17 protein-coding genes are annotated in these 19,225 nt (G+C 40.0%); 7 read left to right on the top strand and 10 right to left on the bottom strand.

Features of this window, described 5'->3' with window-relative positions:
- Positions 1-53 precede the first annotated feature (53 nt).
- Positions 54-950 carry an EamA family transporter gene (locus ACK8HY_RS10360; protein ID WP_416133596.1) on the bottom strand — a complete coding sequence of 299 codons (897 nt, stop codon included), beginning with the start codon at positions 948-950 and terminating at the stop codon, positions 54-56.
- Between the two features lie 200 nt (positions 951-1,150).
- On the opposite strand from ACK8HY_RS10360, the gene ACK8HY_RS10355 reads away from it, so the two are divergent.
- The 3 genes from ACK8HY_RS10355 (at position 1,151) to ACK8HY_RS10345 (ending at position 4,426) form a co-directional block, all read left to right on the top strand.
- Entirely contained in the window at positions 1,151-1,816 is a 666-nt protein-coding gene (locus tag ACK8HY_RS10355; protein ID WP_416133595.1) for a C40 family peptidase, read from the top strand.
- Between the two features lie 175 nt (positions 1,817-1,991).
- Positions 1,992-2,411 carry a hypothetical protein gene (locus tag ACK8HY_RS10350; RefSeq protein WP_077438663.1) on the top strand — a complete coding sequence of 140 codons (420 nt, stop codon included), beginning with the start codon at positions 1,992-1,994 and terminating at the stop codon, positions 2,409-2,411.
- A gap of 455 nt (positions 2,412-2,866) precedes the next feature.
- A complete protein-coding gene (locus tag ACK8HY_RS10345; RefSeq protein WP_416133594.1) occupies positions 2,867-4,426 on the top strand; it encodes a calcineurin-like phosphoesterase C-terminal domain-containing protein in 1,560 nt (519 codons plus the stop codon).
- A 546-nt stretch (positions 4,427-4,972) separates the two neighbouring features.
- Here the strand turns inward: ACK8HY_RS10345 and ACK8HY_RS10340 are convergent.
- The 5 genes from ACK8HY_RS10340 to ACK8HY_RS10320 all read right to left on the bottom strand — a co-directional run bounded on the left by ACK8HY_RS10340 (position 4,973) and on the right by ACK8HY_RS10320 (position 10,300).
- A complete protein-coding gene (locus ACK8HY_RS10340; protein ID WP_416133593.1) occupies positions 4,973-6,286 on the bottom strand; it encodes a mechanosensitive ion channel family protein in 1,314 nt (437 codons plus the stop codon).
- 38 nt (positions 6,287-6,324) lie between these two features.
- Positions 6,325-7,695, bottom strand: a complete 1,371-nt coding sequence (locus ACK8HY_RS10335; RefSeq protein ID WP_416133592.1) for a nucleoside permease — start codon at positions 7,693-7,695, stop codon at positions 6,325-6,327.
- 45 nt (positions 7,696-7,740) lie between these two features.
- Complete coding sequence (locus ACK8HY_RS10330; protein ID WP_416133591.1) at positions 7,741-8,367, bottom strand: bifunctional nuclease domain-containing protein; 627 nt, start codon at positions 8,365-8,367, stop codon at positions 7,741-7,743.
- Positions 8,368-8,566: 199 nt separating this feature from the next.
- Positions 8,567-9,541: an electron transfer flavoprotein subunit alpha/FixB family protein gene (locus ACK8HY_RS10325; RefSeq protein WP_416133590.1), complete on the bottom strand. Its 975-nt coding sequence runs from the start codon at positions 9,539-9,541 to the stop codon at positions 8,567-8,569.
- A 21-nt stretch (positions 9,542-9,562) separates the two neighbouring features.
- A complete protein-coding gene (locus ACK8HY_RS10320; protein WP_416133589.1) occupies positions 9,563-10,300 on the bottom strand; it encodes an electron transfer flavoprotein subunit beta/FixA family protein in 738 nt (245 codons plus the stop codon).
- 474 nt (positions 10,301-10,774) lie between these two features.
- Here ACK8HY_RS10320 and ACK8HY_RS10315 point away from each other — a divergent pair, with 474 nt between their 5' ends.
- Both ACK8HY_RS10315 and ACK8HY_RS10310 read left to right on the top strand, forming a co-directional pair.
- The gene (locus tag ACK8HY_RS10315) at positions 10,775-11,146 is read left to right on the top strand and encodes a tetratricopeptide repeat protein (RefSeq protein WP_416133588.1); all 372 of its coding nucleotides are present in this window, start codon (positions 10,775-10,777) and stop codon (positions 11,144-11,146) included.
- 85 nt (positions 11,147-11,231) lie between these two features.
- Entirely contained in the window at positions 11,232-11,651 is a 420-nt protein-coding gene (locus tag ACK8HY_RS10310) for a copper resistance protein NlpE (RefSeq protein ID WP_416133587.1), read from the top strand.
- 86 nt (positions 11,652-11,737) lie between these two features.
- Here the strand turns inward: ACK8HY_RS10310 and ACK8HY_RS10305 are convergent, their stop codons facing one another.
- The 4 genes from ACK8HY_RS10305 to rsmI form a co-directional block, all read right to left on the bottom strand.
- A complete protein-coding gene (locus ACK8HY_RS10305) occupies positions 11,738-12,874 on the bottom strand; it encodes a cysteine desulfurase family protein (protein ID WP_077438547.1) in 1,137 nt (378 codons plus the stop codon).
- A 325-nt stretch (positions 12,875-13,199) separates the two neighbouring features.
- A complete protein-coding gene (gene lnt, locus ACK8HY_RS10300; RefSeq protein WP_416133586.1) occupies positions 13,200-14,822 on the bottom strand; it encodes an apolipoprotein N-acyltransferase in 1,623 nt (540 codons plus the stop codon).
- 14 nt (positions 14,823-14,836) lie between these two features.
- Positions 14,837-15,562 carry a PH domain-containing protein gene (locus ACK8HY_RS10295; RefSeq protein ID WP_416133585.1) on the bottom strand — a complete coding sequence of 242 codons (726 nt, stop codon included), beginning with the start codon at positions 15,560-15,562 and terminating at the stop codon, positions 14,837-14,839.
- A 36-nt stretch (positions 15,563-15,598) separates the two neighbouring features.
- Complete coding sequence (gene rsmI, locus ACK8HY_RS10290) at positions 15,599-16,264, bottom strand: 16S rRNA (cytidine(1402)-2'-O)-methyltransferase (RefSeq protein ID WP_077438550.1); 666 nt, start codon at positions 16,262-16,264, stop codon at positions 15,599-15,601.
- Between the two features lie 91 nt (positions 16,265-16,355).
- On the opposite strand from rsmI, the gene ACK8HY_RS10285 reads away from it, so the two are divergent.
- The gene (locus ACK8HY_RS10285) at positions 16,356-17,429 is read left to right on the top strand and encodes a class I fructose-bisphosphate aldolase (RefSeq protein WP_416133584.1); all 1,074 of its coding nucleotides are present in this window, start codon (positions 16,356-16,358) and stop codon (positions 17,427-17,429) included.
- Between the two features lie 447 nt (positions 17,430-17,876).
- The gene (gene serS / locus ACK8HY_RS10280) at positions 17,877-19,148 is read left to right on the top strand and encodes a serine--tRNA ligase (protein ID WP_416133583.1); all 1,272 of its coding nucleotides are present in this window, start codon (positions 17,877-17,879) and stop codon (positions 19,146-19,148) included.
- Positions 19,149-19,225: the final 77 nt, after the last annotated feature.

Genomic DNA, 19,225 nt, shown 5'->3' with positions numbered 1-19,225 from the left:
TAGATATTAGAGTAGGGAAAACCTGTCATCAGGTTTTAAATAAATATTTTTGATTAGTGTGAACTGCTTTTTGCAGCATTTAACCAGATCACCGTACCCAAAATCAAAAGGACACCGATCCATTGTACAAACGAAACGGATTCATGTAATATAAAATAGGACATGCAGGTGGCGACAGGCAATTCCGCGGAACTTAATATTCCACCTAAGGAGAAGCCCGTTTTTGGCAAACCATAAGCAAATAGCAATGGTGGAATAACGGTGCCAAATAGCGATAGTATCAATCCAAAATGTAGAAAATTACCATCAAATTGACCATTAAATAAGTAGGTCGGTGGAAATAAGGTGAAAATCAAAATACAGGAACCTGTTACCATGATTGCACTCTTTTGTATCGGATGGTAATCATTACCTACGCGTCCATTCACGATCATAAAAACAGAATAAGCCGTTGCAGCCAGAATTCCAAATAGTAGGCCGGTTAAATTGAGATCTTCCAATCCCTTTTCGATGAGACCTGTGGCGAATAATGTTGCAAGCAGTACAATGCCGATGCCGATCAGATTATTTTTTGATGGCTTTGCTTTGAAAAAGATAAACTCAATGACCACGCCTATCCATATATACTGCATCAGCAGAACAATAGCCAGTGAAGCGGGAACCAGCTGCACACATTTATAGTATAAGACGCTCACCAGCCCTGTTGATGTGCCGCTGATTAAGATTTTTATCCATGAAGATTTTTTAGTTGAAGATTGGAAGGTTTTTCCAGAAAATAACTTGATCGCTATAAAGATAAGCCAAAGCATAAGCATTCCAAATAATACCTGAATACCTGTTACCTCTCCCAAAGTAAGTCCTTGGCCATATGCTTTTTTTACAAATGTTGATAATATCCCAAAACTGCTCGCACCTAAAAAGACGGCTAATGCACCTTTTAATTTTTCCATTCTCAAATAAATTAGGCGGCAAAGTTACGATTTCTGGACAATTCTTTTTCCGATCCGACGTTCTTGGTAAGGAAAAATGATAAACCCGGAACTATTGATGAGGTATCTATTGAGACCTTAAAGAAAGTGAAACAATAATGGTTGCCGGATCTATGGAATCATCTTTTTGCTACTGATCGTATTTGAATAAAATAGAGCGAATGAATAAATTGTTTTTTACGAAGGAGGTAAATAGGTTGTATATCAAGGGCAATTTATTTAAGTTTGTCCTGCAGGAAAGTAAATCGTACAGCATGATTGCAAAGTCTTATTTTATCTTCTTTTTAAGCGCACTACTATTCTTGAGCAGCTGTTCAACGAAGAAAAAAGTAATGACCTCGGGATCCCGTTCCGCCAATGGCTCAGTGCTGACCGATGCAAGCTCGGCACGCGGGAAAACCTTTTCAGGTTCCAGTCTTAATAATTACGCTTCTTTACTGAATGTAAGTGTCAAAAAACTAAACCCGCAGCTTTATTCTTTTATAGATGACTGGATGGGTATACCACATCGCATGGGCGGGCAGACCAAACGTGGTGTGGACTGCTCCGGATTTGTCAACCTGCTATATATTGAAGTGTATAAAGGCAATCTCCCGCGGACATCCCGAGATATGGAGGGTATCGTAAAAAGAAAGAAACCTGAAAAACTAGAGGAGGGTGACCTGGTGTTTTTTTCCTTTGGTAAAAATGGAATAGACCATGTGGGAGTGTATTTACACAATAATAAATTTGTACATGTATCCACACGCAAAGGGGTTATTATTTCCGATCTTACGGATAGCTGGTATGCCAGAACTTTTGTAGATGCAGGTTCTCCAAAGATCTAACAAGATGAAATCCATGTAGCTTTTATGTCATATCTTGACATAAACTTTTATACCCTATATAAATCCTTATTTTTGTCAAAATTTTATAGAAATGACAATAAAGAGTAAAAAGATTTTTTTAGGCCTTTGTATTATTGTGCCATTTTTGATGTATTGTGTTTATTACTACAGCAATATGATAAAAAATGCGCCCTTCCGTTTTGCTGATTTTGAATCAATTGAATTCAAATATGGCGAACCGAATCACATGGTCAATGAATACAATTCAAAAACGCGTATCTATAAATATTTGGACAAACAAGATTCTTTAATTACCGATACCGTAAAGTTTACAAAAGACGATCTATTGTACCTGCACCGTAAGGCAATGGAGCTAGGATTTTGGAATTTGGATACAGATATGACCGGTCCAGAGTGGAAGAAAGATTCCATTAATTCCAAAGTGCCCCGTTTTTATCTGGAATATAATTACAAAGATAAATCAAAACGTGTCACTTTAGATGCAGACTTTGCAGGCAACCCACGGATGCATGATGCCGCGAAATCGATGATAGACGAAGTAAACCGTATGTTAGCGACCGCACAAGCTAGATAATAACGATAATTATTTTTTTGAAGGAGCGACCAATCATTTGGTCGCTCCTTTTTTTATTCTTTCTATCAATTTAATGTTGATTTTCTTGTATACAGAGCGGTATTGCCCTTCATACTTATGCAAAGGCTGAAATTGAGCAACACGTTCGATGTAATAATAACAGAAAATTCAAGGAAAATGCTTTGGGAAAACTTGATATCAAGTGGAAGGCAAATTCATAATAAACAGTATACTAACAGGGACTTGATAGGGACCTCATTCGGACTTCATTCGGACCTCATTCGGATAAATACGTATAAAGTCCGATTTAAATCCCTATTATATAAGAACTAATTAAGTGTTATTTGTAAAGTTGTCCGCTCTTTGATACGTGTTTATGTTTACGAATTCTTTATATTCAATTGATATTGTCTTAATGGTAATAGGGTACTTTAGCGGCAAAACTAACGTTCGATATGAAAACATTTATGGCATTGGCCATTTCTTTGGCGCTGACCCAGACAGTGCAAGCACAAGAATTTGCAAAGGGAAAAGTTTTTCTCGATGTAAACAGAAATGGAAAACTAGATAAGAATGAGAAGGGGATAGCATCTGTTTCGATCAGCAACGGTCGCGAAGTAGTTGCTACAGATAGAGATGGTAACTATCAATTACCAGTTGGAAATGATAATATCATTTTTGTTGTCAAACCTTCTGGATATGCCCTGCCCCTTGATGAAAATAACCACCCGAAATTCTATTCTATACACAAAGTCAATGGCAGTCCTGCATCAAAATACCCCGGTGTTGCGGCGACAGGGAAAATTCCTGCTAGCTTGAACTTTGCTTTATATCAACAGGAAGAGCAACCTAATTTTTCTGCTTTTGTGTTTGGTGACCCACAAGCCTATACCGAGGAAGAATTGGGATTTTTTAAGGATGGCATCATTAATGAAATCGCTGATAAATCTGTCGCTAAATTCGGAATCAGCTTAGGGGATTTGGTGGGTGACGATCTATCCCTTCAACCAAAATATAAATCGGTCATTTCGACGATGGGCCTACCTTGGTATAATGTGATGGGGAATCACGATATGAATTATGATGCCAAAACTGACAGTCTTTCAGATGAATCTTTTGAGCGTACTTTTGGCCCCAATAATTATTCCTTTAATTATGGAAATGCACACTTTATCGTATTGGACGATATCATTTATCCCAATCCACGTACGGGAAAAGGGTATCTCGGCGGTTTTAGAAAAGATCAATTGGATTTTGTTGAAAATGATCTAAAACAGGTGGATAAAGACAAATTGATTGTCCTTTCCTTCCATATTCCGTTATACCACGAAAATTCGAATGTGTTTCGCAATGAAGATAGGCAGCGTCTTTTTGATATCTTAGCTCCCTTTAAACATACACTTTCACTTTCAGCACATACACATTTCCAACGTCAATATTTTTATGGACAGAAAGATGGTTGGAAGCAGGAGCAGCCACACCACGAATATAATGTCGGAACCACATCCGGGGATTGGTATTCAGGCGAACTAAATGAGAAAGGAATTCCGGTTTCCACCATGCGGGACGGTACACCAAAGGGTTATGCCGTGTTGAAAATCGAAGGTAATCAATATAGTTTCGATTACAAAGTCGTAGGAAAGCCAGCAAGCTATCAGATCGATATCTATGGCGCGTCAGTAGTACCGGAGAAGTACACGAAAAGATACCCGATTTATGCAAACTTCTTCATTGGTAGGGAAGGCGATAAAGTTGCCTATAGAATTAACCAAGGAGATTGGAAAGAGATGGAATATGTTAACGAGAGTGATCCCGCTTTCTTAAAAGCGCTGGCAAAATATGATAATGCTGAAGAGTTGATGACAACGCGCCGTCCATCCAACCCAGAAAAATCCAGCCATCTATGGATGATGAATTTGCCGAAACTTAAAACTGGAACATATCAGCTTGAAATCAGGGCTACCGATATGTTTAACAGGGAACATTTTGCTACGAAAAGCATTGTTGTGAAGTAAATACATCTTTACTGTTTCAGGAAATGGGGCCATCCGAAAAAAGGTTGGATAGCCCCATTTTTATGCGATTTTACCCCCGCTTACCAAAAACATCATTTCAGCTATTTCATTCTCTAATAGATTGACTTGATTTTTTGGATGCCTATTCTAATCCAGATTAGCCCCCTTGATTTATAGCGATTGAAATCGTATGTTATTTACAGTGAATAAGGATAACCCGTTCAGTTTTTAATAGCAGTGTATTGGTTTGATAGAATGGTCGAATTTTGGTTTTATCAAGCAGAAACCGTTTTATTGATAAACGATGCAGAATAAATAATTTAAATAACTATTTATCGAATTGTTTTAAGTTTAAAGTTAACTTAAGATGCACTTAACATAGCAGCTCTATATTTGTGTAGAGTAATTTTTGATTCATAAAGAGTTAGGGTTAATGTGTAGATCTGTTGTGAAACACGTCTAAAAATTTAGTTTGTTTTTAAAGTGAAAAGGTAATCTCCCCGGATTACCTTTCACTGTTTTTATGGATAGCGCCTGTTATTGTTATTAATTCAATAGACTTATTTTATGTGCGCTTACATACTGTCTAAAATCATCTGAGGCGGGATTTTCAAAGATTTCGAGATCGAAGTATTTTGTTGCAGCAAAAAGATGGTCAAACACATCAGAGACAATCCCTTCATAGTATTCCCAACGTATATCATTGACAAAAAAGTAAAGTTCGATTGGTACCCCATGTTCGGTCGATGCCAGTTGTCGCACCATTAGCGGCATTGTTTTGTGAATATTGGGATTCTGACGCAGGTAGGTTAGCGCATAGGCCCTGAACATGCCCAGGTTGGTCATTTTTCGCCCGTTTATTGGACTGGAAGGATCAATCTGATGCCTACTGTTGAATTCATCGATTGTCTTTGCACGGTCTTCGATATAGGGACGGAGAATCTGTATATTCTTTAATCCTTCGATCTCCTCATTCGATAAAAAACGGATTGTGGAGATTTTAATATTGATTGCTCTTTTCAGGCGTCTTCCACCAGATTGTTGCATACCTCTATAATTTTTAAAGGAATCGGATAACAGCGTATGTGTGGGGATTGTCGTGATGGTCTTGTCAAAATTTTGCACTTTAACGTTGTTGAGATTGATTTCCTTGACGGTTCCGTCTGCACCGTATTTGGGCATTTCAATCCAATCGCCCACCCGTATCGAGTCATTGGCCGATACCTGGATACTTGCCACAAAACCTAGGATGGTGTCTTTAAAGACCAGCATTAGGATTGCCGAGGCTGCACCCAGTGATAAGAGAAATGACCAAGGGGAACTGCCTGTCAAGATCGAAAAACAGATCGTACCGCCAATGAAGTACATAACAATCTGACACACCTGTAGGTAGCTCTCCAGCGGTTTGTCGGCAAAGGATTTCTTTGTGCGTAAGATATCCCGGATACTTTTTAATAGGGAATGAATAATCAACAAGCTGACGATTGTGGTGGCAATAGCCAATAATTTGTTGATATTTTCTTTCCAATTTGGAAAGCCCATAAAGATAATAGGGATGATGTATTGCGCAGCTAATATGGGAACGAAATGGGCTATCAGCTTTAAGGTTTTATTCCGGATTAACAAATCATCAAATCTATTGGCACTTCGCCGGATCGCTTTGATCGTCAGTAACAGCAGTATTTTTTTGCTGAAATAATCAACAATGATCAAAAATAAGATGACCAGCAATAATAAAATAATGGAGTTGATAAAATGATTGGTTTGGTTGTCCAACCCTAGATTTTTAATCCATTGAAAAGTCCAGTTATAAATTTGGGATTGAGAGTCCGTTAACAATTCCGTTGATGTGTTTTGCATCCTGCAAATATACAAAAAGCCGCATTTGCGGCTTTTTGTTATTTTGAATTTGGCGACTCACGTTCGTGCTTATGTCTAAAGAATAGCGCAAAAAGGACTGCGATAACCAGTGTGTAGATCGCGAAGGCAAGCCAGATGTCATGCCAGTCCTTGAGCATAAGACTATTGTTCAGTGTGCCGTCTGGCAATAGCGAGATACTTTTTTCTTTTAGGAAGTCCAGAAAGTGTGTATCGTTGATATCTGTATCCAGATAGCCGGCAAGATCCTGTCCATTCTGAAAGCTTCTGGTGAAATAATGATCGATAATCCATCCGGAAGCAAAACTGCCGAATACGGCTCCAAAACCATTTGTCATCATCATAAATAAACCCTGTGCAGAACTCCGTATGCTTGATGTTGTCGATGTTTCCACAAATAATGAACCTGAAATATTGAAGAAGTCAAACGCCATTCCATAAACGATACAGGAAAGAATGATCATCCATAGGCCACCGGCAGGATCTCCGAATGAGAACAGTCCAAAACGTAATACCCAGGCAAACATGGAGATCAGCATAACTTTCTTTATCCCAAATCTCTTTAGGAAAAAGGGGATTGCCAAGATAAAAAGTGTTTCTGATATCTGTGAAATCGACATAATGATTGTTGAATATTTCACAACAAAAGATTCGGCAAATTTCGGGTAGAATTTAAATTCGTCAAGAAACACATCTCCATAGGCATTGGTCAACTGCAATGCAGCTCCTAAGAACATGGAAAATATAAAGAACAAAGCCATTTTATAGTTCCCAAATAATTTAAAAGCTTCTAAGCCCAATAATTGTGTCCAAGAAGCATTTTCCTGTTGCAATTTTTTAGGCGGACATTTGGGTAAAGTAAAGGCATAGAGACTTAAGGCCAAGGCTGCTGTTCCAGCAATATAAAATTGGTAGGCAGTTGCTTTATTACCTGTTAGATTTGTGATCCACATCGCGACAATAAATCCAATGGTTCCGAATACGCGAATAGGGGGGAATGCCTTGACCAGATCGTAGTTGTTTTCATTCAATGCAGTATAAGCAATTGAGTTGGATAAAGCCAGGGTCGGCATATAAAAACACATCGCTGCGAGCATCGCATAAAAAAAAGTATTGGGGTCATTGACTTCCGGTAGATAAAAAAGAACAGCAGCATAACACAGATGCAGGATAAAATATAGTCTTTCAGCATTTATCCAGCGGTCTGCAATTATCCCCATCAGTGTTGGCATAAATAACGAGGCTATTCCCATTGTCGCGAAGATAGCGCCGAATTGGGTGCCATCCCATTGCTTTGTGCCAAACCAATAGTTAGCTATTGTAATCAACCATGCTCCCCAGACAAAAAACTGAAAGAAGCTCATGATGGTCAATCTTAATTTAATAGACATAAAACGATATTATTTAGAGTTTTTGTTTCGCTTTAGTGAGAGGAGTTATTTTCTTTTAGAAATCTCATCCCTAATCAAGGCTGCTTGCTCGTAATTCTCTTCCATTAATGCCTGGTTGAGTGCCTGTTCCAATTGCTCGTCCGTCAACGAAGAAAAAGGGTTGTTAGGAGATTTGGAAGGAGTCTTTTCTTCGATCTCAACCATATTAGGGTCTTGTACTTTGTTCGCTTTGTCCAGATTTTCCAAAAATGCGAATTCATGTCCCTCAATAATAATTCCTGCAGATGACATGATAAATTCGTAGGCGTAAATCGGGGCTTCGAATCGGACAGCCAAAGCAACGGCGTCGGAGGTACGGGCATCAATTTCGACTATTTTATTGCCGTCAGAACAAATAATCTTCGCATAGAAAATACCTTCAATCAGGTTATAGATAAGTACCTCAACGAGTTTAATGCCGAAAGATTCCGCGAAAGATTGAAATAGGTCGTGTGTAAGGGGACGGCTTGGAATCATTTTTTCTATCCGAATAGCAATAGCTTGGGCTTCATGGCTACCAATAATGATGGGCAATCTTCTGTTGCCCTCCACTTCTCCCAATACAAGGGCATAGGCCCCAGATTGTGTTTGACTATAGGATAAACCAACGATATCTAATCTGATTTTCTTCATTTTAATTCCAAAGCGGTCTACAAACTTAGATAAATTTGCTTTTATATGCAATTATAATTGCGTTACTTGTCAAACAAATTTATCGTTCTCTCGTTCGTAATCAAGACCTTTTTATCAGGAAAATAGTAAATATGCAAGGGCAAATAAAAACTCCCCATTCATTTTTTTATGAATGGGGAGAAAAATATGTTAATAAAGTTTAACTGCCTTTGTAAGCTTTTAAAGCCTGTGTCAATTTGGGGACAACATCGAAGGCATCGCCAACGATACCGTAATCGGCTACTTTAAAAAATGGTGCTTCGGGATCTTTGTTGATGACAACAATTGTTTTCGAAGAACTGACTCCAGCCAAATGCTGGATGGCACCTGAGATACCAATTGCGATGTACAGATTAGGACTCACAACAATACCCGTTTGGCCAACGTGTTCAGAATGTGGACGCCATCCCGCGTCAGAAACAGGTTTTGAACAGGCTGTGGCAGCACCAAGAACATCTGCTAACTCTTCGATCATCCCCCAGTTTTCAGGACCTTTTAATCCACGACCTGCGGAAACAACGATTTCGGCTTCTGGTAGCGAAACTTTGTCTGTAGCACGAACAATCTCTTTAACAATCGTCGAAAAGTCGGCTTGGGCAACATTTGCCGTAAATGATTCTACTACCGCATGACCTCCGGTTTCCTTGGTCTCATAGGCATTGGGGCTAAGGGCAATGATCTTTATTGCTGCGGTCAATTCTACTGTGGCGAATGCTTTATTGGAAAACGCAGTCTTTTTAACCGTTAGTTTTTCTCCTTCAATTGTTGGTAAGGCTAATGCGCCGTCTGCAAGTGCCGCATGGAGTTTTGCCGCAATCCGCGGGGCTAGGCCTTTACCCGAGAACGAATTAGAAAGCACAAGCAGATTTGCTCCTGTACTCTTGACAGCCTCAGCGATAATGCTGGCATAAGCCTGATTGACGAAAGAGGCGAGTTGCTCGTTATTGACCGTAAGTACTTTGGATGCTCCATAGTTGCCCAGGGCAGCAAGTTCTTCCTGAGCGACATTGCCGATAGAAATGGCGACAAGATCAGTGTTTGTATTATCGGCGATGGCTTTCGCATAAGAAACTACTTCAAAAGCAGACTTTTTGAATTTTCCATCGGTATTTTCTACATATACTAGTATTGACATAGTTTTTTCGGAATTTAATGATTAAATAACTTTGGCCTCATCATGTAGCAGGGAAACCAGCTTTTCCACCTCTGCAGCATCAACGAGTTTTACAGTACCGCGTGGAGCCGGCGTCTCATAATTGACAATGTGGGAAAGCGTATCCACTGTATATGGTTCCAGCACATCCAAGGGTTTGGTACGCGCACTCATTATCCCGCGCATATTTGGGATCTTAGGCTCAGCGACTCCCTCAGCCGTGCCGACAACAATTGGAAGCTTAGCGGTTAAGACCTCTTTTCCGCCTTCTATTTCACGTTCTATACTGACCGCATCAGCAGCGACATCAACCTTTTTGGCAATTGAAACGGATGGTATATTCAGTAATTCGGCAACAATTGCACCGACCTGAGCACCATTATAATCGATGGATTCCCGTCCGGTCAAAATCAGGTCAAAAGCATTGTCTTTAGCGTAATTTGCAATTTGATTGGCTACAAACCAGGCGTCTCTTGGAACAGCATTAATACGTACGGCATTGTCTGCGCCTATAGCTAATGCTTTGCGGATGGTCGCATCGGTGGATGCATCTCCAACATTGATGACAGTCACTGTTCCTTTTCCACCTTCAGCCAATTCAACTGCCTTTGAAAGGGCAATCTCATCATAAGGGTTTATAATAAACTGCACCCCAGCTGTATTAAAGGCAGTGTTGTCATTTGTAAAAGTGATCTTCGATGTAGTGTCAGGGACATTACTTATACAAACTAATATTTTCATATACGATTGGTTTTACCCAAACTTACCATATTTTCTGTCAAATAAAAAGCCCCCGCCTTCTTAAAATTGTGGCTTGCTAGTTCTTTTTAATGTTATGTTATTTTGAATTTATAGTCTATAAATGCAGTTGTTTTTGTTGTATTCGTAATTTTGTACGTGTATTTAATTGAATTTGTTAATTTTTTATTGAATCAATGCTCTTTTTTTTAATGAAAATCTTGCGTCAGGATAGTGTCATTTTGTATGCTAGCATAGTATTTTTTTTTAAATCGGTGGATTCCTCGGCCCGGTTTTAATATTCGATAGGCCTGCACAAATCATTGCTCTCACATGTCATACGTTTTGCCAAATTAAAAAAGGAAACAGTTTTTATCATGAGCTCCGATGTTCCCTTTAAGTAATCCTAGTAAAACGAGTAGGTTGATTCGATGTAGGATATAGCCCCTACATAGACATTAAAATAATAGTTGACAGATGAAGGCAATTTTAGTTAAGTTTGAAACAAAAAAAGATATGTCAACACGATTGGATCAACTCCAAGAATTTTTGAAAGAGAGTCCCGAAGATCCTTTTTTAAAATACGCGATTGCAGCGGAGTATTTGAAGCAGCAAGATGAGCAAGAAGCTTTGGCGAGATTTGAGCAACTGATAGAGCAACATCCCGATTATGTGGGAACATATTATCATCTGGGAAAATTATATGAAAAACTGGACAAACAGGAAGTTGCAATCATCACCTATAAAAATGGGATTGAAATTGCTCGTAAAAGCCGTAATTTCCATGCATTGGGAGAGTTACAGGGAGCTTTATCATTTTTAGTAGAAGATGAGGACGATGAATTTTAATCCGTTCTAAATTTTTGGTATTTAATTTGTTATGAACTATATGGGTGTAACTATTAGATGCTGATTTTTTTGAATTTGGAAAGAGATGAAAAGGTTTATTTGGACAGTGGGACTGTTGGTAATGATTATGTTAGGGGGATGTGATAATCCCAAACAAAGTGTGGCTGCCTATAAAGATAATTTACAGGAAATAAAGGGAAGGGACAAAGCAGAAATTGTGATCGGCGAATATAAAGGGGTTATGCCCTGTGCGGATTGTGACGGTATAGAAACATTGATTTCATTGCACAAAGATAATTCCTATAAATATTCGTCCAAATATCTCAATAAAAGTGATGATGTTTTTGTACGTGAAGGTAAATGGAAACTGGACGGAAACATTATTACACTGGACGGCGTCGATTATAAATTCAAATTGGGGAATCATTTTTTGAGCCAACTCGATCTATCGGGAAACGATATTACTGGTGACATCTCCAAATACTATATCCTAACGAAAAATTGAAATCTGTCGAACGATAAATGATCTACATAAAACAAAAAAAACGAAGAGAATTCTCTTCGTTTTTTTGTTTTTATTAGTCTTTGGTCCTATTTGCTTTTTGTACAAAGTTCTTTTAAGGTGGATACCACAAAATTCACTTCTTCTTTTGTATTGTTTTTGCAAAAGGAGAATCTGACGGATGGACGGTCTGAATTTGTTTTAATAGCGCCTAAGACATGAGATCCGATATCAGTTCCTGAGCTACAAGCGCTTCCGCCAGAACAGGATATGCCGGAAATATCCAGATTGAACAGCAGCATATCTGCAAGATCACTGCAAGGGAAAGATACATTAAGCACTGTATAAAGCGATTTATCGGGTTCGACAACGCCATTGAAATCGATATCCGGAATTGCTTTCTGCAATTCTTCAATCATATACGATTTGAGCCCCTGGATATATGCCTGATGTTCATCCATATGTTCATAGGCCAGTTCTAATGCTTTGGCAAGGCCCGCTATACCATAGACATTCTCCGTTCCACCACGCATATTTCGTTCTTGGGCACCGCCATAAATCAGCGGTTTGATTTTATTATTTGCATTGATATAGAGAAAGCCTACCCCTTTTGGACCGTGAAACTTGTGGGCTGCGCCTGTAATGAAATCAATTTTTAGCTGACTCAGGTCATGTGGATAATGGCCCATAGTCTGTACGGTATCCGAGTGAAATATCGCATTATATTGTTGGCATAATTGTGATATGCGCTGGATATCGTTGAGGTTACCGATTTCGTTATTGGCGTGCATAATGGAAACAAAAGTACGTGGATTGCTGCTTAAAAGCTCTTCCAGTTGATTCAGATCTAAATTACCTTTATTGTCTACATTGAGCAGGTCAAGATGAACTTTTCCTTGCTTCTCAAGCTCCTCCAGGGTATGAAGGACAGCATGGTGCTCTATTGGTGAAGTAATTGCATGGCTAATGCCAAAGTCCATAATCGAGCGTACGATAGCCATATTATCTGCTTCGGTTCCGCCCGAAGTAAAGAAAATTTCAGCCGGAGATACATGAAGTAGGTTGGCGATAGTTTTCCGGGCTTTTTCTACGATTGTTTTTACTTGTCTTCCGTGACTATGGATAGAGGATGGATTTCCAAAATTGTTATCCATGACATCTACCATTACTTTTATAACTTCAGGATCTAAGGCTGTAGTCGCAGCATTGTCAAAATATACTTGCATGCTGCAAAATTACAAATCTCAAAAGTAAATCAAATGCATTAAATGACTTATTTTCATCAGAATTTAGTCGTTTTTTTTAGGCCGTACTGAAATCTTCGGGACGCACTCCATTTGAAGCGAGGGAAGAGTCGATAATTGTGCCATAGCGAGACTGTTAAGGTTGCCGTGGAGTTTATCCTGTTTTGAAAATGCGATAACCATTGTAAGGAGTAAAAAATAGATTGAACGAAAAGAGCCTGATAGCAGGCTCTTTTTATGGTATCTTTTGATTTTGTTTATCTTTTCCCGTTTTTGAGGAAATATTTTGTTTTTGAATTCGCGTAGGTCATGGTAAGGGTGCACGTTGCCGACGGATGATGAGGATAAGAAATCCACCTAGGGCGATTGCTAAGCCTATATAGGCAGCAATATCACCAGTTTTGGTATATATTGTAATCTCCTCATTTAAATTGATTTCCTGGTTCAGTGCTGCAGGCACCCACCATTTTGTCTGTTGTACAATATCACCGCGTTGATTGATAAAACCGGATATTCCAGTATTTGCCGATCGGGCAACCCAGCGTCTATTTTCAATGGCTCTTAGTTTTGCGTATTGCAAATGTTGGTCTTTCCCGGAAGTATTGCCCCACCAGCCATCGTTGGTGATGATGGCAATAAATTGGGCTCCTTTTTTAATATATTTTGCTACATAATCGCCCCAGATAGACTCATAGCAGATAACAGGTGCGGCCCCAATACCACTCTGCGCGTAGAAGACCGAAGGTTCGGCTTGCTTTCCATAGCCGCCAGTGGTGCCGCCAAAGGCTTTAAATAATGGTTTTAAAAAATTCATTGCAGCGCCAAAGGGCATCTGTTCGACACCTGGGACCAATTTGGATTTGTGGTAAAATTGAAGTTTGGAGGAGTAATCGATCAGTGTTGCTGCATTGAAGTTGTCCTGATAAATATTGGGAGCAATTTCACGTGCAGTGGGTGTCTTGGCATAATTATATAATTGATAACTTTCTATGCCCGATAAGACATTACCATTTTTATATTGATCCAAAAATTTCAGAATCCGTTGGTAGGAGTAGGTCTCCCGTAAGTTTTCTTCGTCAAAATCGCCATGTTGAGAAAGCGCAGTTTCGGGCCAGATAAAAAACTCCGTATTGGGTTTTGCCACCGAATTTGATAACGAAAATAAGGTGTTTAATTGTTCCTCAGGACTGAGCTGAAACTTGATGTAAGGATTCACGTTTGGCTGTACCACCACCACCTGGGCTGGATTTTGGTGCTCCTCATAGTTGAAATAACGAAACAAAGAATAAGTAGCAGGAGCCACTAAGGCGAAAATCAAGCACAGTGCTGGGACAAGCCTGTTTTTGAGCTGATAGATCCCTTTTCGGTTGAGGTAAAGAATGAAAATCAGGATATTGACCAACCAGACCCATATTGAGCCTCCATAAACACCGGTAATATCGTACCACTGAATCAATTGATGGAAGTTGGCAAAGCCGTTTCCTAAAGTCATCCATGGAAATGCCAGATCCCAGGAAGCATGCAGAAATTCATAACTGATCCAGAATTCCATTAATCCAAATAGGGATAACAGCAGTGAGGTTTTGCGTCTTAATTGATAATACAGGCTGAAGGCAAGAGCCATTAATGCTGCTCCTAGGCAGAAGGGGATCAAACTGATCATAATTGCCGCGAAAGGCGGCATTACTGATGAGATCGAATTGTATACCCAATAGATGGATGCAGTATTCCAGACAACTGCCATTAGACCTGCTGTTAGAAAGACCTTTTTACCTTTTTTTTTGATTGTTTCGCTGCGGATGATATTTTCCAGTGCAATCAACAGCGGTAGAAATCCAATAAAGAGCAGCAGACTGGAATAAGGGATAGGAGGCCATCCTAACCACAATAAAAAGGCACTTAAAAGTGCCAATAAATAGTTGTTCTTCACAATAACCGTCTATTTTATAAACTGGATAAAACTTCTCTTTTCTTTTGCTCGTATTCGTCCTGAGTGATCAATTGCTTGTCGAAGAGCGTCTTTAGTTTTTTCAGTTTTAATGTAATTTCATCATCTTCCTCTTCTGCTATCGGGGCAACCGGGGCAGGAGCAGGAGCCGCCGGAGCTGTACCTGGAGCAGATGCTGTAGGTTGTACTGCCGGAGAGGGAGGTGTGATGACCGGTGTCGGTGAAGCCACAGGTGCGGGAGTTGGTAGGTTGCTTTCAACTTTCTCAACCACGACTTCACGAGGACTGCTGGGGGCTATCACGATCTTTTCCTTCTCAGCGGCCAGTTCTGTTTTTTTATAGTTTTCAAGAGCTGCTTTAATATATTGGTAAAGCTTTCTCGCTTGAACTTTTGGAATATAGTCAATACTTAAATTCTCTCCGGTGAAGGGAATGACGGTAACTTTTGAACCAAAGATCTCTTCTTTGAACGCAATATCCTTAATATCCTGCCAACCGAAAATTTCAAAATCCGTCGCTAAGCCCAACTTGGTAAATTCGCACATAAAAATGCGTTTATTACTAATGGTGATACTGTCTGGCAATATGGTTACCGCGGGTTTTTTCTGTACTGCGATATAATCTATTTTTTCTCCTGGAGTCAGCATGTCCTGGACTTTAGTAATCAATTTTTCAATGATTTTTATATCCTGTCCATCTTGTGCAAATTGTTCCATGTTCATGTCAAATTCGTTTTATTAATCAAAGATTGTCAAAATTTATTCCAATCCACCTACACAAAATACAAATTCTCCTTTAATTGGATTGTTTTCGAAGTGTAATTTTAAATCAGTTAATGTTCCGCGGACATTTTCCTCGTACAGCTTGCTCAATTCTCTGGAAATAGAAGCTTGTCGCTCGGCACCGAAGACAGTAATAAACTCTTCTATCGTCTTGAGGATGCGGTGTGGTGACTCATAGAAAATCATTGTTCTCTTTTCTTCCGCTAATGCCTTCAGGCGGGTTTGGCGCCCCTTTTTAACGGGCAGGAAACCTTCAAAGCAGAAGCGGTCATTAGGCAAACCTGAATTGACAAGCGCCGGAACAAAAGCTGTGGCTCCTGGTAAACATTGCACTTCCAATCCTTCTTTAAGAGCAGCCCGAACCAATAAAAAGCCAGGATCTGAGATCGCAGGCGTTCCTGCATCTGAAATCAGGGCAATGTTTTGGCCTTCTTTCAGAAACTTAATGATTTCGGAAACCGCTTTGTGTTCATTATGCTGATGATGTGCAAAGACCTTTTTATCAATGCCAAAATGCTTTAAAAGGGGCGCACTTGTTCTGGTGTCCTCTGCTAAGATAATGTCTACTTCTTTCAGAACATTGACTGCACGAAAAGTCATGTCCTCCAGATTGCCAATAGGTGTTGGAACTAAATATAACATGGTCAAAGTTAAGTTTTTTTTACTATATAATATGTGCTAAAACATTCTGTCTATTTTGGAGTTATTTTCTATATAAATGCAATAATAAATTATGCAATACATAGAAAAAATACAAGCACATCTAGGTGCGGAATCAGATTATCTATTAGCGTTTGACAAACCGGCAGTTTCAAAAACCATGCTCTATCTTCCCGAAACTACTTTTATTGATCAGGTATATGGTGCCAGCGACCGTACGCCACAGGTGTTACGCAGCTTAGGGCAGCTTTTTGGAACAGGGCGATTAGCTCATACAGGCTATCTATCCATATTGCCCGTAGATCAGGGGATTGAACATAGCGCGGGCGCCTCTTTTGCGCCAAACCCGCAGTATTTTGATCCGGAGAATATCGTGAAACTGGCCCTGGAAGGGAATTGTAATGCCGTGGCGTCAACTTTTGGTGTTTTAGGGGCTGTAGCCCGAAAATATGCACACAAGATTCCTTTTCTGGTCAAGATCAATCATAATGAACTATTGACTTATCCTAATCGGGCCGATCAAATTCTGTATGGCACCATACGCGAAGCCTGGAACATGGGGGCAGTCGCTGTCGGAGCGACCATTTATTTCGGTTCGGAAGAATCCGATCGTCAGATTATCGAAGTGGCCAAAGCATTTGAGGAAGCGCATTCACTCGGTATGGCTACCGTTTTATGGTGTTATTTGCGGAATTCGGCGTTTAAGACCACAGACAAGGATTATCATCTTGCTGCGGATCTAACAGGACAGGCCAACCATCTCGGTGTTACCATAAAAGCGGATATTATTAAACAGAAACTTCCGGAACTAAACGGTGGTTTTAAGGCGCTCAATATGGGCAAAAGCAGTTATGGTAAATTAGATGAACGCATGTATACACAGTTGTCATCAGACCATCCGATCGATCTTTGTCGCTATCAGGTGCTCAACTGCTTCGCCGGTAGGGCGGGATTGATCAATTCGGGCGGAGCGTCCGGGCAGAATGATATACAGGAAGCTGTAAAAACTGCTGTGATCAATAAAAGAGCTGGTGGAACAGGCCTGATATCCGGGCGGAAGGCTTTTCAAAAGCCAATGCAGGATGGTGTGGAATTATTACATGCAATCCAGGATGTCTATTTATGCAAAGAGGTGACGATCGCTTAAATCTGATCTATGATCATGCTGCCGGCAGGAAACTTTTATTATTAATTTAAAAGTGATAAAAAATAGTGTTTGGAACGATCTCCGGGCAACTGTTTTTCTGGAGATCGTTTTTTATTATGGAGGCAGAATAGTATAAATAGGTGAAGGGTGTCGCTTTCATTATTATTGAACTATAACTACCGGCGATAAATATTAGCTTGGCTCCGATGGTGATTAAGTTATCGAACGTATTCGTCAAACTGTCAATAATAAAGGATACTTCGGGTATCTGCTAGCTTTCAGAAGCAATCGACAGCTGTGCCATGCCTATGGATGCCGCCCGTATAGGAGACTGTGTAAAGAAGCATCAATAGGCTATAAACAGGCATTGCCGAATAAATTTGCTTGTATATGAGGGCAAATTTATCTAAGTTTGTTCACTATTTTTTAAATAATACATTCATAATTATGTTGCAATTGAATTATATCCGTGAAAACAGGGATACGGTTATCGAAAGATTGGCTGTCAAGCATTTCAAGGAAATTGGGTTGGTCGACGAAATCATCCATTTGGATGAAGACCGCCGTAAGATCCAAGCGGAATCGGACGCCCTTTCGGGAGAGGCTAATGCGGCGGCAAAACAGATTGGAGATCTGATGCGCCAAGGGAAAAAAGAAGAAGCTGAAGCCGTTAAATCGCAATCGTCCGGATATAAAGAGCAGGTGAAGCAACTGTTGGATAAATTAGGTTCGATCGAAATCGAGTTGAATGATAAGATTGTTCAATTGCCTAACTTACCGCATCAATCAGTTCCTGCTGGTGTAAGCGCTGATGATAATGAAGTCGTTTTAACAAATGGGGAGATTCCTGCTTTAGCAGAGGACGCTTTGCCACATTGGGATTTGTTAAGCAAATACGATATCGTGGATCTGGAGCTCGGTGTAAAAGTCGCGGGAGCCGGATTTCCGATTTACAAGGGTAAGGGAGCAAAATTGCAACGCGCATTGATCAATTTCTTTTTGGATCAGGCTGCTGAGCAAGGATACGAAGAGGTGCAGGTGCCGATCTTGGTGAATGAAGACTCTGCTTTCGCTACGGGACAATTGCCCGATAAGGAGGGGCAGATGTATTATGTCAATAATGACAATCTATACCTGATCCCTACAGCGGAGGTTCCGGTTACCAATATTTACAGGGATGTGATTGTTAAAGAAGCGCAATTCCCTATTAAGCATTGTGCCTATACCCCATGTTTCCGTCGCGAGGCCGGTTCTTATGGCGCCCATGTACGCGGTTTGAATCGTCTGCACCAGTTTGATAAAGTAGAAGCCGTACAGATTGTTCATCCGGAAAAATCGTATGAAGTGTTGGAGGAAATGAGCCTGTACGTACAGGGCTTGCTTAAAAAACTGGAATTACCTTACCGTGTGCTACGCCTATGCGGTGGTGATATGAGTTTCACTTCCGCTCTGACATATGATATGGAAGTGTATAGCTCGGCCCAAAAGCGTTGGTTGGAAGTGTCTTCCGTATCTAATTTTGAAACCTATCAAGCCAATCGCCTAAAAGTGCGTTTCAAAAATGCTGAAGGAAAAATGCAATTAGCTCATACACTAAATGGGTCTGCTTTAGCTTTACCTCGTATTGTCGCGGCTATCTTAGAGAATAATCAAACCGATAAAGGCATTCGGATACCAGCGGTTTTGGTACCTTATACCAAATTCGAATATATTGATTAATGATATAATTAAATAATAATTCCTGTTTTCGGGATTTGTATTGAAAGGGACTCTACCTGAGCAGGTAAAGTCCCTTT

Origin of the sequence: Sphingobacterium sp. NGMCC 1.201703 (assembly GCF_047784615.1) — a bacterium.
Lineage (GTDB): Bacteria > Bacteroidota > Bacteroidia > Sphingobacteriales > Sphingobacteriaceae > Sphingobacterium.
This window is presented reverse-complemented; position numbering and strand designations above follow the sequence as displayed.